Source organism: Rathayibacter sp. AY1A4 (assembly GCF_002930955.1).
Taxonomy (GTDB): Bacteria; Actinomycetota; Actinomycetes; order Actinomycetales; family Microbacteriaceae; genus Rathayibacter.
The window spans coordinates 1-13,577 of the sequence record NZ_PSTN01000043.1 but is presented as its reverse complement, the minus strand read 5'-3'; the positions used below and the strand labels follow the sequence as shown (position 1 = coordinate 13,577).

Genomic DNA, 13,577 nt, shown 5'->3' with positions numbered 1-13,577 from the left:
CGCCTACGCGCAGTTCGCCCGGGACACCGGAACCCGGCTGACCTTCTTCCTCAACGGGAAGTACGACTCGTGGACCGTGAACGCGCCGCTGCTGGCTCCGCTCGTCGCCTCGGGGCAGGTGCAGCTCGCGAACCACACCTGGTCGCACGCCGACCTGACGAGCCTCTCGAGCGACGGCGTGCAGGAGGAGCTGGGCCGCAACGGCGACTTCATCCGCTCGACCTACGGGTTGGAGGCGGCGCCCTTCTACCGGCCGCCGTTCGGCTACACGGACGAGCGGAGCCGGGCCGCCGCGGCGGCGATCGGCTACACGGCGACGGTGCTCTGGTACGGCTCGCTCTCGGACTCGGGGCGGATCACGCCGGAGCAGGTGGTCGGCTTCGCGGACCAGTGGTTCCTGCCGCAGCACATCGTGATCGGGCACGCCAACTTCGATCCGGTGACGCAGGTCTACGCGCGGCTCGTCGACATCCTCCGCGAGCGCTCGCTCGAGACGGTGACCCTCCGCGACGTGTTCGCGGTCTGAGCGCCTCCCCGGCGGCGCAGGTCAGCGCGCGGGTCAGCGCGCGGGTCAGCGCAGCGCGGGTCAGCGCGCGGGTCAGCGCGCGGGTCAGCGCAGCGCGGGTCAGCGCGCGGGTCGGCGCAGCGCGGCGCGCGCGGCGGCGGAGACGGCCGCGGCGACCGCGTCGAGGGCGGGCGTGTGCAGGGCCCACTGCTGCCAGTAGAGGGGGACGTCGACGGGGTCGCCGCCCAGCTCGACGAGGCCCTCGCCGCCGACCGGGGCCTGCAGCTCGGGCAGCATCCCCCACCCCATGCCCAGGCGCACGGCCCGCTCGAAGTCGGTCGATCCGGGGACGCGGTGCTGCGGCGGTCTGCCGTCGACGCCGGCGGCCCGGAGGAAGTCGTCCTGCAGGCGGTCCTTCTCGTCGAAGACGACCAGCGGAGCGCTCGCGAGACCGGCCGTGCCGCCGTCCGGGAGCCAGCGCTCGGCGAACGCGGGCGCGGCCATGGCGCGGTACCGCATCACTCCGAGCGGTGCGACGGTGCAGCCGAGCACCGCTTCCGACTCTCCGGTGACGGCCGCCAGCACGGTGCCGTCGCGGAGGAACGCGGTGGTGTGCGCCTGGTCCTCGCGGTGCAGCTCCACCACGACGTCGGGGACGGAGGCGAGCGCGGGCAGCACCCAGGTGGCCAGGGAGTCGGCGTTGACGGCGAGCGGGAGGACGACGGGGCCCGCCCCCTCCGCATCCTCGCCGCCGAGCGAGCGGACGGCGTCGTCGGCGAGGAGCTCGATCTGGCGGGCGAGGCGGAGGAGCCCCGCACCGGCCTCGGTCGCGACGACCGGGCGCGAGCGCACCAGCAGGACGCGGCCGGCGGCGGTCTCGAGCGCCTTGATCCGCTGGCTGAGGGCGGAGGGGGTGATGTGCAGGGCCCGGGCGGCGGCGTCGAAGGAGCCGTACCGGACGGAGGCGGCGAGCGCACGCAGGCGGGAGAGGTCGAGGTCGTCTGTCAGCATCAGTGCTGCTTACGGTACTGAAGGAGCATGAGCTGGTCTACAGGATCGCCCCGCCCTAGCGTCGGAGCGTGTCCCCCCTCCTCGCCGCCCTCTCCGGCCTCGGCTTCGGCCTCTCGCTCATCATCGCGATCGGCGCGCAGAACGCCTTCGTGCTCCGCCAGGGCCTCCGCCGCGAGCACGTGCCCGCCGTCGTCGCGATCTGCGCGCTCTGCGATGCCGCGCTGATCGTGCTCGGGATCGCGGGGATCGGAGCGGTCCTGGAGTCGGCGCCGTGGCTGCTGGTGGTGATCCGCTGGGGCGGCATCGTCTTCCTCCTCGCCTACGCGGTGATGGCGGCGAGGCGCGCACTGCGGCCGGGGACCCTCGACGGCGATCCGGCCGGCGCCTCGACGTCGCTCCGCACGGCGATCGGCACGTGCCTGGCGCTCACGCTGCTCAACCCGCACGTCTACCTCGACACGGTCGTGCTGCTCGGGTCGGTGGCGAACACGCACGGCGACGAGCGCTGGTGGTTCGGGGCGGGGGCGGCGGCCGGGAGCGTGCTGTGGTTCACCGCTCTCGGCTTCGGGGCGCGGGCGCTGCGGCCGCTGTTCCGGAGCCGCGGGGCCTGGCGGATCCTCGACGCGGCCGTGGCGGTCGTGATGGTGGTGCTGGCGGTGTCGCTCGCGCTGCACTGAGGGCCTGGTGGTGCACTGCTTGTTCTACTAACATTGTGAACATGTTGTTCCGGGTCGACCACTCCGCGGCGGGCTCGCTCGCCGACCAGCTGGAGTCGCAGGTGCGCTCGGCCGTCGCCCGGGGCGAGCTCTCGGCGGGCGACCGCCTGCCGCCCGCCCGCGAGCTCGCCGACTCGCTCGGCATCAACATGCACACCGTGCTGCGCGCGTACGCCGCCCTGCGCGACGACGGGATCCTCCAGATGCGCCGGGGCCGCGGCGCGTGGATCACGGAGTCGGCCGGGCCCGGGCTCGTGCGCGTCACCGCCCTGGTCGACGAGCTGCTCGCGGAGGCCCGCCGCAGCGGCATCACCCCGGCGGAGCTCGTCCGCCTGATCGAGAGGACCGGATCATGACCCCCACCGCCGACCGCCGCCGCGAGCTCCTCGCCGCCGCGTCCCTCCTGCTCCCCGCCGCCGGAGTGCTCGTCTCGCGCCTCGTCCTGGACGACGCTCTGCCCGCGGAGCTCGCCTCGCACTGGTCGGGCACCGGGGCGGCCGATGCGACCGCGTCGACGGGCGCTCTGCTCGCGATCGCCCTCGTGCTCTCCGGGCTCCCGGCCGTCGCGGGCCTCGTAGCGGCGGCCGTCGGGCGCGCCCCGCGGCTCCTGCTGGCGACCCTCGGCCTCGTGGCCGGGCTGGGCGCCTCCGCCTGGGCGACCTCGGTCGGCACGACGCTCGCGGCCGGGCGCGCCGAGGGGGCGGAGCTCGGCGGGTGGCTGCTCGCGCTGCTCGGAGGGATGCTCTTCGCCGTCGTGCCCGCGCTGATCGCTCCGGGCACCCGGCGCGCCTCCCGCCTGGCCGCCGGCCGCCTGCCGCTCGCGGCGGAGGAGACCGGCGCCTGGTCGCAGACGCTGACGGGCCCGGTGTTCGCCGTCGCCGCGGTCGCCACGGCGGCGGGCGCGGCCCTCTCCCTCGCGACGCTCGCTGCGGCGGGCGCCACCGGTCCGGCGATCGCGATGGCCGTCGTCCTCGGCGTCGTCGCGCTGGTGCTCCTCTCCTTCTCCCGCCTGAGGGTGACCGCCGACCGCCGCGGCCTCCGCGTCGTCACGACCGCCCTCGGCATCCCGCTGCGCCGCATCCCGCTCGACACCATCGCCTCGGCCGGCACGGCCCAGCTGCGGCCGTCGGAGTGGGGCGGCTGGGGGTACCGGGTGATGCCGGGCCGCTCGGCGGTCATCCTGCACGCCGGGCCGGGGCTGGTGGTGACGACGGACCGCTCGCGCGAGTTCGCGATCAGCCTCGACGACCCCGAGACCCCCGCGGCGCTGCTCGAGACCCTGCGCTCGCGGGCCTGAGGCGCCGACCCGTCAGTCGACCACGATCCGGACGAGCGTCGTGACGGCATCCACCGCGTTCACGTAGGAGTAGTGCCGCGAGGTCGGGAAGGCGAGGTGCCGTCCGGGCTCCAGCCGCACGGGCTCCTCGCCCTCCCGCTCCAGGAGGAGCGCGCCGGCGGTGACGAGCAGGATCTCGTGCCACCCCTCGGGGTCGGGCTGCGCGTCGTAGCGGTCCCCGGGGCCGAGCGTCCAGGTCCAGAGCTGGGCCTCCCGGCGCGCGGGGACGGAGGAGAGCAGGACGGCGACGCTCGCCTCGCCCGCTCCCCGCCAGGCGACCTGGTCGATCGCCGCGGGCGCGGATCCCGGGGCCGAGACGAGTGCCGTGAACGTGGTGCCGAGGGCGGTCGCGAGGCGGTCGACTCCGGTCAGCGAGATGTTGGCCTCGCCGGCCTCGGCCGCGACGATCGTCCGCCGGCTGATGCCCGAGCGCGCCGCCAGCGCGGACTGGCTCAGTCCGGCTCCGCGCCGCGCGAGACGGAGGTTGCCGCCCAGGTGGGCGAGGACGGGAGCCGACATGCGCACTATTCTGCACCGACAGACCCCTGATGCTCCTAGGATGTGCAGAATGATGCACATCTCGCCTCTCCAGGGCCTCCGCTTCACGCGTCCGGAGTGGGCGCTCATCGGCATCACCGCGATCTGGGGCGGGACCTTCCTCGCCGTTCACATCGCGATGGAGCACAGTGGGCCGCTGTTCTTCGTGGGAATGCGGTTCGCGATCGCGGGGCTGATCAGCGCGGTCGTGTTCCACCGGTCGCTCCGGGGGATGCGGCGGATCGACCTCGCGGCCGGCGTCGCGATCGGGGTGATGATCTTCGCGGGCTACGGCCTGCAGAGCTACGGGCTGCAGACGATCCCGAGCAGCACCTCCGCGTTCCTGACCGCGCTGTACGTGCCGCTGGTGCCGCTGCTCCAGTGGGTCGTGTTCCGTCGCCGTCCGGGCGTGCTGACGCTGGTGGGCGTCGCGCTGGCGTTCGTCGGACTGCTCCTGATCGCGGGCCCGCAGCCGGGCGTCGCGCTCGGAGCGGGCGAGGTGGCGACGATCGTGAGCACGCTGCCGATCGCGGCCGAGATCATCCTGATCGGCCTCGTCGCCGGACGGGTGGACCTCGGCCGGGTGACCGTGGTGCAGCTGCTGGTCGCCGGCGCGCTCGGGTTCGCCTCGATGCCCCTCGCGGGCGAGGCGGTCCCGGCGTTCTCGGGGGCCTGGCTGATCCCCGCGCTCGCGCTCGGGGCGAGCAGCTGCCTGATCCAGCTGACGATGAACTGGGCTCAGCGCTCGGTCTCGCCGTCGCGCGCCACGATCATCTACTCCGCCGAGCCCGTCTGGGCCGGTCTGATCGGCCGCCTCGCCGGCGACCGGCTCCCCGCGCTCGCCCTGCTCGGGGCGGGGTTCATCGTCGCGGGCACGCTCGTCAGCGAGCTGAAGCCTCGCCGCGAGCCTGCGCCGCCGGCTCTCAGGTGACGGCGGGGAGGGCAGCGGAGGCGACGAGCGCGCCGCCGGCGTCGGTGATCTCGACGGCGGCGACGGACTCGCGCAGGACGGCCGCGTTCATCTCGCAGTCGAGCTCCGCGGAGCTGCCGAGGAAGGAGCCGGACGGGAGCCGCTCGCCGGAGCCGGTGACCAGCACGAGGTCGTAGCTCTCGCCGAGGGCGAAGCCGGTCCCGCGGAGGATCGTCTCGGTGCCCCAGGTGTGCGCGACCAGCGAGCCGTCGAGCGTCACGCCCTCCGTCCGCTCGTCGAAGGCGATCGCCTCGACGGCGCCGAGCGTCCCGGGCGGTCCCGCGACGGGGCGCTCCTCGGCGGACCGCAGGGCCGCTCCGGCGACGCCGCCCACGACGAGGAGCGCGGCCGCCGCGGCGACGGCCAGGACGGCACGGCGGCGCGAGGCCCGGCGGCGCGGGGCACGCACGCTCGCAGCGCGCTCGGACCGCTCCCCGGCGAGCGCCGCGACGCGCGACCGCAGCTCCGGCGACGGCTCCGCCTCCTCCCAGCGGCCCAGTGCGCCGAGCCGGTCGACCACCGCACCGAACGACGCGAGCTCGCGGTCGATCGAGGGGTCGGCGGCGCGCAGGCTCTCGAACTCCCGCGCCTCCTCGGCGGAGAGGTCGCCGGCGAGGGCCGCGGCGAGGAGCTCCTCGCGGCGGCCGCCGGGCTCGTCTCCGGCGGGCTGGTCTCGGTCGGTCACGATCTCTCCTCGTCGGTGGGTCCGGCGCCCGCGAGGTGACCGCGGAGCGCTCGGAGAGCGTAGAAGGCGCGGCTGCGCAGGGTGGCGACCGGCACGCTCGTGGCGGCCGACAGCTCGGCGTAGGTCTCGCCGTTCACGTGGACGGCGACGACGACCTGCCGGTGCTCGGCGGAGAGCCGCGCGAGCGCCTCGGCGATCGCGAGCGGCTCGAGGGGGTCGCGGTCCTCCGCGGGCACCTCCTCCAGAACCTCGGCCTCGACCAGGCGCGGCAGGCGCTGCCGCGAGCGGTGCACGTCGATCACGACGTTGCGGGCGATGGCGAAGAGCCAGGTGCGGGTGCTGGCACGCTCGGCGGAGTAGCTCGCCCGCGAGCGCCAGGCGCGCAGGAACGTCTCCTGCACGCAGTCCTCGGCGAGGCCGCGGTCGCGCAGGGCGTTGAGCGCGAAGCCGAGCAGGGCGGACCCGTGCTCGTCGAAGGCGGCGGCCGGGTCGAACTCCGCCGTCCGGGGCTCGAGGCGCACCACGGGAGCCGGGACCTCCGAGTGCTCGCGCGGCATCGCGGGCCCTTCGTCTCGTCGTGCCGTCGCCGTGCGCGCCACACCGCCTCCTCGTCGGGACCGGTGGTCCGTCGGAAGGGGGTACGGCCGCGGCGGCGGCGGCGTTCATCGGAGGCGAGGACCGTCTCCGTGAAGATCCTCTCAGATGGAGTGAACGCAGCGCCGCTTCCGGCCGTACTCCCTGCATCGGGCCCGCTCGGCGCTCGCGATCGAAAGGCTCCACCATGACGAAGACGTCCCCCGCGCGGAACCGCGCCGGCCGCCGCCTGCTCTCCCTCGGCGACATCATCGTCGTCGCCGCCGCCTCCTTCTTCGCCGCCGCGCCGGCCCAGGCCGAGACCGAGGTCGCCGAGCCGTCCTCGTTCACCAGCGCCTTCACGGTGATGGCGACGCCCGACCAGGTCGTGAACGCCGATTCCGCCGCGACCCCCGGCCAGCCCGGCGCCACGGGCGAGATGACCTTCCGGGTCAACAGCGACCTCGACGTCATCTGCTACGACATCACCCTCACCGGCGTGACCGGCGACTACCAGAGCCCCGCGAAGACCGCGACGCACATCCACCAGGCGGCCCTGGGCAAGGCGGGCCCGCCGCGCATCGCGTTCCCGAACCCGGCGCCGGTCGGAGACGGCCCCCGCACCAGCAGCGGCTGCCTGCAGGGCCCCTTCACCACGGGCATCCAGGCGAACGGGGCCGACACCGGCGCCGGATTCACGCTGAAGGCCCTCGAGGCCGATCCCGCCGCCTTCGCGGCCGATTCCCACACGGCCTCGTACGCGGCGGGCGTCGTCCGCGGCCAGCTCTCGCAGGTGCCGGTCGGCGGCCTCCAGACCGGTGGCGGCGCGACCGCCGCCGGAAGCGACGCCACGGGCCCGTCCGGTCTCGCCGCGATGGCCGGCCTCGGAGCCGTCGCCGCCCTCGGCGCGGCCGGAGTGGTCGTCGCCCGCCGGCGCACCGCCTCCTGATCGTGGGCACCCGGTCGAGGAGCGGCGCGGCGGCACTGTGCGCCGTGCTGCTCCTCGCGGGGTGCGCCGCCGCGGACGGGAGCGGAGGAGCGGAGACGCCCGCGAGCGCGCCCGCGCCTCCGGCCCTCGCTTCTGCTCCCCCGCTCACTCCTCCCCCGGTCCCCGCGCCCGACCCCGCCGCTGCCGCGCCTGCGCGCACCGTCGGCGTCGAGCCCGCCCGGCTGAGCGTGCCCGCGATGGGCCTGGACGAGCCGCTGATCGCGCTGGGCATCCAGTCGGACGGGGCGATGGAGGTGCCGGTGGACTACGACGACGTCGGCTGGTTCTCGGGAGGCGGGCGCCCGGGCGGCAGCGGCCGCACCGTGATCGCGGCGCACGTCGACTCGCGGTCCGGTCCCGCGGTCTTCTTCCGCCTCGGCGAGCTCGCCCCGGGCGATGAGATCGCGGTGAGCGGAGTGGACGGCTCCGACCACCGCTACCGGGTGACGGCGGTCGAGTCCCACGCCAAGGCCACGTTCCCCACCGCCCGCGTCTTCGGCGCGACCCTCGAGGAGGAGCTGATCCTCGTGACCTGCGGAGGCGAGTACGACGCGGCGATCGGCCGCTACCGGGACAACCTGGTGGTGTTCGCCTCCCCGCTCTGAGGCCCGCCACGGAGGCGCGGCACGGAGGGGCGGCACGGAGGGGCGGCACGACCGCCCGGCATCGTGCCGCGGACGGTGGCGCAGAGCACAGCACGAGTGCCCCGCCGGCGCAAGGGTCCGGGCGCGCGCACGCCGTGTGGTCGGATAAGGAGGGCCGGCCCCCCGCCGCCGCTCCCCTCCCGCTCCCCACTGCCGTGGCGCGGCCGATCCGACAGGACGCCCGTGTCCACCAGCTCCCGCCCCACCCTCTTCGCCCTGCCCGGACTCGGGCTCGACGGCCGCGCCTTCGACGCGCTCGGCCGCGAGCTCGCCGACGTCGCGGACCTCGTCGCGCTCGACCTGCCCGGTGGATCCGGGACCTCGCTCGAGGAGATGACCGCTGCCACGATCCGCCGGATCCGCGAGCACGGCTCCTCCCGCTGGCTGCTCCTCGGGCACAGCATGGGCGGGAAGATCGCCTCGCTCGTGGCCTCCCGCACGGTCACCGGCCGCTCGGGCCTGTTCGGGCTCGCGGGCGTCGTGCTCCTCGCCGGGTCGCCGCTCTCGCCCGAGCCGATGGAGGAGGAGCGCCGCTCGACCATGCTCGGCTGGGTCGACGACGGGCACCTCGACGAGGCGCAGGCGCGCGAGTTCGTCGACCAGAACGTCGGCTCGCCGCTGCCCGCCGACGCCGACGCGGAGGTGCTGGCCGAGCTGCGCCGCTACTCCCCCGAGGGCTGGCGCGACTGGCTCGAGCACGGCAGCCGCGAGGACCGCACCGGAGAGGCCGCCCTCGGGGCTGTGCCCGCGCTGCTGATCGCGGGCGGAGAGGACGGCGACCTCGGCGCCGACGCGCAGCGCCGCCTCAACGGCTCCCTCTACTCCCGCGCCCGGCTGCTCACGCTCGCCGGGGCGGGCCACCTGCTGCCGTTCGAGCGCCCGGTCGAGGTGGCCGCGGCGATCCGCCGGTTCTGGGAGGAGGAGGCCGGCACAGCGCCGTCGGTCCCGGCCGACGTCGGCGCAGCCATCGCCTCCGCCCGCACCTCCACGCGGGTGCGCGGGCTGCTGGCCGTGCGCGCGCTCGCCGACGACCCGGAGTACGCGCCGCGCGCCCTGACCGTCGCCCAGCTCGCGGAGCTGCGCGCGATCGCCGACCGGGTCGTCCCGCAGGAGGGCGGCCGGATCGACCTGGCCGCACGGGTGGACACGCAGCTCGCGAACGGCGAGGGCGACGGCTGGCGCAACGCCGACCTGCCGGCCGACCCGATCGCCTACGGTCTGGCGCTCGACACCCTCCGCGGCTTCGCCGGCCTCGGCCCCGCCGAGCAGGACGCGCGCCTCACCGCGATCGCCGACGGCTCCGCGGAGCCCGGCGACGGCTCGGCCGGCGGGCTCGGTGCCGAGCAGCTGACCGCCTGGTTCGAGGACTGCCGCGTCGACCTCGTGAAGCAATGGCTGGCCCACCCCGCGTCGATGGCGCGGATCGGCTACGACGGCTACGCCAGCGGCGGCGACACGCTGCCGCTCGTGACGGGCTTCCGCCTGCTCGGCGCCGACGACCGCGAGACCTGGGAACCGACGACGAGGAGTCACCGATGAACACGACCGGCATGCGCCGCTTCCCGCTCGACGAGACGGTCGACGCCGTCGTGATCGGCACCGGGGCAGGCGGAGCGCCCCTGCTCTCGGTGCTCGCCGCTCGAGGGCTGCGGGTCGTCGCCCTCGAGGCCGGGCCGCACTTAGATCCGCTCGGCCACACCGCCGACGAGACGGCGGCCGTCGAGATCAACTGGATGGAGGAGCGCCTCAGCGGAGGCGAGACCCCCACCGCCTTCGGGCAGAACAACAGCGGCCGCGGGGTCGGCGGCTCGACGCTGCACTGGGGCGCGTTCACGCCCCGCCCCGACCCGCGCGACCTGCGACTCCGGAGCGACTCCGGCGTCGGCCGCGACTGGCCGATCGAGCACGCCGAGCTCACCGCGTACATCGAGAAGGTGGAGGCGACGATCGGAGTGGCGGGCCCGGCCGAGTACCCGTGGGACCCGTCGCGCCGCTACCTGCAGGGCCCGCTCGCGCGGAACGCCTCGGCCGACATGATGCTGCGCGGCTGCGCGGCGATCGGGATGCGCGCGACCGACGCGCCCGCCGCCGTGCTCAGCGGCCCGCGGGACGACGGCCGGCCCTCCTGCGTCAACTGCGGCCAGTGCCATCAGGGCTGCCGGACCGGCGCGAAGACGAGCATGGACGTGACCTACCTGCCGGAGGCGGTTCGGGCCGGCGCCGAGATCCGGGCCGACTCGTTCGTGCACGGGATCGAGCTGGACGCCGCGGGACGCGTGTGCGCCGTGGTCTACACGAGCGGCGGAGTGGAGCACCGGCAGCGCTGCTCCGCCCTGTTCCTCTGCGCGGGCGGCGTCGAGACGCCCCGGCTCCTCCTGCACACCGGCATCGCGAACAGCAGCGGCCAGGTGGGCCGCAACTTCCTGGCGCACGGGGCGACCCAGGTCTGGGGCACCTTCGAGAACGAGATGCGCGGCTACCGCGGCTACCCCTCCTCGGTGATCACCGAGGACACCGTCCGCCCGGCCGACGCGGACTTCGCGGGCGGCTACCTGATCCAGAGCCTCGGAGTGATGCCGCTGACCTACGCGACGACGCTCGCCCGCGGCGCGGGACTCTGGGGCCGCGATCTGATGGACGCGCTCGACGGATACCGCTTCGCGGCGGGCGTCGGGATCAACGCGGAGTGCCTGCCCGCCGACGGCAACCGGCTGGAGCTGACCGACGAGCTGGACGAGCACGGGGTGCCGAAGGCGCGCATCACGTTCTCGGCGGGCGCCAACGAGGAGGCGATCGACCGGCACGCGATCCGGACGATGACCGCGATCGTGGAGGCGGCCGGCGCGACGAGCACGCGGGTGATGGCGCGCACGGCGCACACTCTCGGCACCGTGCGGATGGGCACCGACGCCGGTGACGCCGTGATCGACGCGGACGGCCGCAGCTTCGACGTGCCGAACCTCTGGGTGTGCGACAACTCGGTGTTCCCGAGCGCGCTGATCGCGAACCCGGCGCTCGCGACGATGGCACTCTCGCTGCGGACGGCGGACCGCTTCCTGGCGGCGTAGCGTCGCGGCGGCGGGGCGGCTGCGGGGCGGGACGACGGGCGAGGTGCTCCTGCGCGTCGCCGACTGACCGCGAGGGCGTGCCCGGACTGCGCGCCCGGACTGCGCACCCCGCCGGATCAGCCGTGGGGCGGTGCGGGGCGCCAGCGCAGTCGCGAGACGCCCTGACCGAACGGCGGGCCGTCGCAACGGCGCTCGACGGAGGTTCAGCGCGCGCTGAGGTGCTGAGGTGCTGAGGTGCTGAGGTGCTGAGGTGCTGAGGTGCTGAGGTGCTGCATCGTGGTGGCCGAACGGCGGCATGGCGCAAGGCGGCGGCACGGCCCTGGTGTCGGCACGGCGTCAGGCGACGGTGCGGCCCCGGTGACGGTCCGCGCCTCAGCGGCAGTGGTGCGGCGGTGGTGCGACGGTGCGGCCGCGTGAACCCGAGCGAAGGCGCTGATCCGAGCGTCAGCGGCGCGGCGGTAGGTCGCTGAGCACTCGCCTCCGAGCGACAGCACGGCCCGATCACCAGTGCGAACCCGCGCAATGCGCCGAACCCGCCCGACAGCCGATTCCCTCAGGGGTGCACGGCGGAACGGCAGCACGTCAGCACGTCAGCACGTCAGCACGGCGGAACGGCAGCACGTCAGCACGGCAGCACGGCAGCACGGCAGCACGGCAGCACGGCAGCACGGCAGCACGGCAGCGTGTCAGAACGGCGGCGGCCGGTCCGCGAACGTCGGAGTCGCGGGCGGGCCTGGACGGAGCCGTGCCTCGAGGCCCGGCGGGCGCGTGGTGATGCGGCGGCCGGTGGGGGTGGTCCAGTCGGCGGTGCCGTCGGGGTGGAGGACGTAGGTCCAGCGGTCGCCGTGCCGCACGTGGTGGTGGGCGACGCAGAGGCTGGCGAGGTTGCCGGGGTCGGTGCCGCCGCCGTTGCGCCACTCGACGACGTGGTCGGCCTCGGCGCCCGCGGCGGAGCGGGTGCAGCCGGGGAAGCGGCAGGTCACGTCGCGGAGCTGGAGGAGGAGCCGCAGCTCGCGGTGCGGCAGTCGGCGTGTGCGCCCGACCGAGAGGACTGCGCCCGTCCGGGGCTCGGTCAGCACGCGGGTGACGGTCGCGGGGACGAGGCTCCGGGCGACGTCGGCCGGGATCGGGCCGTAGCCGTCGAGCTCGGCGGAGGCGTCGTCGACGCCGGACGCGGTGCTCGCCGACAGGGTGACCCGCACCTCGGCGCGCACGCCGGTGACGAGGGTCGGAACGGGCCGATCGGCACCGACCGAGTCGGGCACCGTGCCGATGACGTCCGCCTCGCAGAGGAGGTCGGCCAGAGCGTCGGCTCGCAGCTGGGCGAGGGTCCGCTCGTCGCCCGCTCCGGAGATCACGCCTGCGGCGCCCGCACCGGTGATTCCGGCCGGCTCCGCCCCGGTCGTCCCGCTCGGCTCCGCCCCGCAGGAGCCCGCATCCGTGGCGGCAGGCGGCTCCGCCCCCGCCGGCCCCTCGGCGCCGTCGCGGAGGATCCGGGCGATCCGGTCGAGGCGGCTGTACGCCCCCACGGCGACCGGGGCGGGGAGGAGGGCGCAGAGCGTCGCCATGCCGTCGACCTCGGGGATCAGCCAGACCGCGCGGTCCTCGCGGGCACGTCGGTGGCGCTCGGCGAGGGGCTGCTCGTGGAGCTCCTCCCGCAGCCGCGCCAGAGCGCGCCGCAGCTGCGTCGGCGTGGTGCGGGCCGCGAGCTCGGCCGCCCGCGTATCGAACGCGGCGCGGGAGCCCGGAGGCAGGGTGGCCGCGACGGCGCAGACGACCTGGCCCGCCTCCCACCGCAGGTGCGCCCCGGCGAGGGCGGCGCGGGTGGTCGGCAGGTCCTCGACGAGGAGGCGCGCGTGGTCGAGCTCGCGGGAGGCGACCCGCTCGGAGACTCCGAGGGCGACCGCGAACTCCGCGCGGATCGACCGCTCGGCGAGGTCGCTCGACGCGTGGGGCGCCGAGCCGCGAGCGAACGACTCCGGATGCTCGAGCGCGGCCCGGTGCCCGGCGTGCAGCTCCTCGGCCGCGGCCAGGAGCAGCGGGGACGCCGAGCGGGCCAGCGCCGCGGCTCGGTCGCCGCGAGCACGCACCTCGCTGAGCACCGCCTCCGCTGCTGTCGACCCGCTGATCATCGTCATACGTGTATTCAATCAGCGACCACCGACACGGAAGCGACGGATCGTCGCATCCGTGGAGAACCGGCGTGAAGCCCTCCTGTGGAGGGAGGGATCACCGCAGCCGGCGCCGCACATCCCCGCCGTCCTCGGGGCGGCGCGCGCAGGACACCGGCGCAACACCCCGCCACACGCACCGCCACGCCCCCCGCTCACCCGAACCGCACCGCCACGCCCCCGCTCACCCGAACCGCACCGCCACACACGCCCCCGCTCACCCGAACCGCGCCGCCTCACGCCCCCGCTCACCCGAACCGCACCGCCTCACATACCCCCGCTCACCCGAACCGCACCGCCACACGCCCCCCGCTCACGCCAACCGCACCGCCACGCGCCTTCGCTCGGGTTCACGCGGCCGCACCGTCGCACC

General features: G+C 75.5%; 14 protein-coding genes. 9 read left to right on the top strand and 5 right to left on the bottom strand.

Annotation, left to right across the window (positions count from 1 at the left end; all coding sequences use genetic code 11):
• Window positions 1–526, top strand: a 526-nt coding sequence (locus C5B92_RS16400; protein ID WP_146079383.1) for a polysaccharide deacetylase family protein, incomplete at its 5' end; no start/stop codon positions are given.
• Window positions 527–625: 99 nt separating this feature from the next.
• On the opposite strand, the gene C5B92_RS16395 is transcribed toward C5B92_RS16400, so the two are convergent.
• Entirely contained in the window at window positions 626–1,516 is an 891-nt protein-coding gene (locus C5B92_RS16395) for an ArgP/LysG family DNA-binding transcriptional regulator (protein ID WP_104350597.1), read from the bottom strand.
• A 68-nt stretch (window positions 1,517–1,584) separates the two neighbouring features.
• On the opposite strand from C5B92_RS16395, the gene C5B92_RS16390 reads away from it, so the two are divergent.
• The 3 genes from C5B92_RS16390 to C5B92_RS16380 are packed head-to-tail and all read left to right on the top strand — an operon-like array spanning window position 1,585 to window position 3,529.
• Complete coding sequence (locus C5B92_RS16390) at window positions 1,585–2,193, top strand: LysE/ArgO family amino acid transporter (protein ID WP_104297480.1); 609 nt, start codon at window positions 1,585–1,587, stop codon at window positions 2,191–2,193.
• Window positions 2,194–2,234: 41 nt separating this feature from the next.
• Complete coding sequence (locus C5B92_RS16385) at window positions 2,235–2,588, top strand: GntR family transcriptional regulator (RefSeq protein WP_104225158.1); 354 nt, start codon at window positions 2,235–2,237, stop codon at window positions 2,586–2,588.
• Window positions 2,585–3,529, top strand: a complete 945-nt coding sequence (locus C5B92_RS16380) for a hypothetical protein (protein WP_104350596.1) — start codon at window positions 2,585–2,587, stop codon at window positions 3,527–3,529. The genes C5B92_RS16385 and C5B92_RS16380 overlap by 4 nt, the downstream gene beginning before the upstream one ends.
• A 12-nt stretch (window positions 3,530–3,541) precedes the next feature.
• On the opposite strand, the gene C5B92_RS16375 is transcribed toward C5B92_RS16380, so the two are convergent.
• Window positions 3,542–4,087, bottom strand: a complete 546-nt coding sequence (locus tag C5B92_RS16375) for a helix-turn-helix domain-containing protein (protein ID WP_104227343.1) — start codon at window positions 4,085–4,087, stop codon at window positions 3,542–3,544.
• Between the two features lie 49 nt (window positions 4,088–4,136).
• Between C5B92_RS16375 and C5B92_RS16370 the strand changes: the two genes are divergently transcribed.
• Window positions 4,137–5,036, top strand: coding sequence for a DMT family transporter (locus tag C5B92_RS16370; RefSeq protein ID WP_258061601.1), 900 nt, complete (start codon window positions 4,137–4,139; stop codon window positions 5,034–5,036).
• Here C5B92_RS16370 and C5B92_RS16365 read toward each other — a convergent pair.
• Both C5B92_RS16365 and C5B92_RS16360 read right to left on the bottom strand, forming a co-directional pair.
• Complete coding sequence (locus C5B92_RS16365; RefSeq protein WP_104350595.1) at window positions 5,029–5,760, bottom strand: hypothetical protein; 732 nt, start codon at window positions 5,758–5,760, stop codon at window positions 5,029–5,031. The genes C5B92_RS16370 and C5B92_RS16365 overlap by 8 nt on opposite strands.
• Window positions 5,757–6,317: a sigma-70 family RNA polymerase sigma factor gene (locus C5B92_RS16360; RefSeq protein WP_104256617.1), complete on the bottom strand. Its 561-nt coding sequence runs from the start codon at window positions 6,315–6,317 to the stop codon at window positions 5,757–5,759. The genes C5B92_RS16365 and C5B92_RS16360 overlap by 4 nt, the downstream gene beginning before the upstream one ends.
• A 224-nt stretch (window positions 6,318–6,541) precedes the next feature.
• Here C5B92_RS16360 and C5B92_RS16355 point away from each other — a divergent pair, with 224 nt between their 5' ends.
• The 4 genes from C5B92_RS16355 (at window position 6,542) to C5B92_RS16340 (ending at window position 11,033) form a co-directional block, all read left to right on the top strand.
• Window positions 6,542–7,282 carry a CHRD domain-containing protein gene (locus tag C5B92_RS16355; RefSeq protein ID WP_104350594.1) on the top strand — a complete coding sequence of 247 codons (741 nt, stop codon included), beginning with the start codon at window positions 6,542–6,544 and terminating at the stop codon, window positions 7,280–7,282.
• 2 nt (window positions 7,283–7,284) lie between these two features.
• Window positions 7,285–7,926 carry a class F sortase gene (locus tag C5B92_RS17755; protein WP_181028876.1) on the top strand — a complete coding sequence of 214 codons (642 nt, stop codon included), beginning with the start codon at window positions 7,285–7,287 and terminating at the stop codon, window positions 7,924–7,926.
• A 222-nt stretch (window positions 7,927–8,148) separates the two neighbouring features.
• Window positions 8,149–9,504: an alpha/beta hydrolase gene (locus tag C5B92_RS16345; protein WP_146079382.1), complete on the top strand. Its 1,356-nt coding sequence runs from the start codon at window positions 8,149–8,151 to the stop codon at window positions 9,502–9,504.
• Window positions 9,501–11,033 (top strand): GMC family oxidoreductase, encoded by a 1,533-nt coding sequence (locus C5B92_RS16340; protein WP_104292931.1) that lies wholly within the window; start codon window positions 9,501–9,503, stop codon window positions 11,031–11,033. Before C5B92_RS16345 ends, C5B92_RS16340 begins: the two co-directional genes overlap by 4 nt.
• 686 nt (window positions 11,034–11,719) lie before the next feature.
• Here C5B92_RS16340 and C5B92_RS16335 read toward each other — a convergent pair.
• Window positions 11,720–13,171 (bottom strand): HNH endonuclease signature motif containing protein, encoded by a 1,452-nt coding sequence (locus tag C5B92_RS16335; RefSeq protein WP_104326987.1) that lies wholly within the window; start codon window positions 13,169–13,171, stop codon window positions 11,720–11,722.
• Window positions 13,172–13,577: the final 406 nt, after the last annotated feature.

Bases quoted from the DNA above. Each gene is read 5' to 3' on its own strand.
- C5B92_RS16395 (WP_104350597.1), bottom strand. From the start codon at position 1,516: ATGCTGACAGACGACCTCGACCTCTCCCGCCTGCGTGCGCTCGCCGCC.
- C5B92_RS16385 (WP_104225158.1), top strand. From the start codon at position 2,235: ATGTTGTTCCGGGTCGACCACTCCGCGGCGGGCTCGCTCGCCGACCAG.
- C5B92_RS16380 (WP_104350596.1), top strand. From the start codon at position 2,585: ATGACCCCCACCGCCGACCGCCGCCGCGAGCTCCTCGCCGCCGCGTCC.
- C5B92_RS16375 (WP_104227343.1), bottom strand. From the start codon at position 4,087: ATGTCGGCTCCCGTCCTCGCCCACCTGGGCGGCAACCTCCGTCTCGCG.
- C5B92_RS16370 (WP_258061601.1), top strand. From the start codon at position 4,137: ATGATGCACATCTCGCCTCTCCAGGGCCTCCGCTTCACGCGTCCGGAG.
- C5B92_RS16360 (WP_104256617.1), bottom strand. From the start codon at position 6,317: ATGCCGCGCGAGCACTCGGAGGTCCCGGCTCCCGTGGTGCGCCTCGAG.
- C5B92_RS16355 (WP_104350594.1), top strand. From the start codon at position 6,542: ATGACGAAGACGTCCCCCGCGCGGAACCGCGCCGGCCGCCGCCTGCTC.
- C5B92_RS16340 (WP_104292931.1), top strand. From the start codon at position 9,501: ATGAACACGACCGGCATGCGCCGCTTCCCGCTCGACGAGACGGTCGAC.
- C5B92_RS16335 (WP_104326987.1), bottom strand. From the start codon at position 13,171: ATGACGATGATCAGCGGGTCGACAGCAGCGGAGGCGGTGCTCAGCGAG.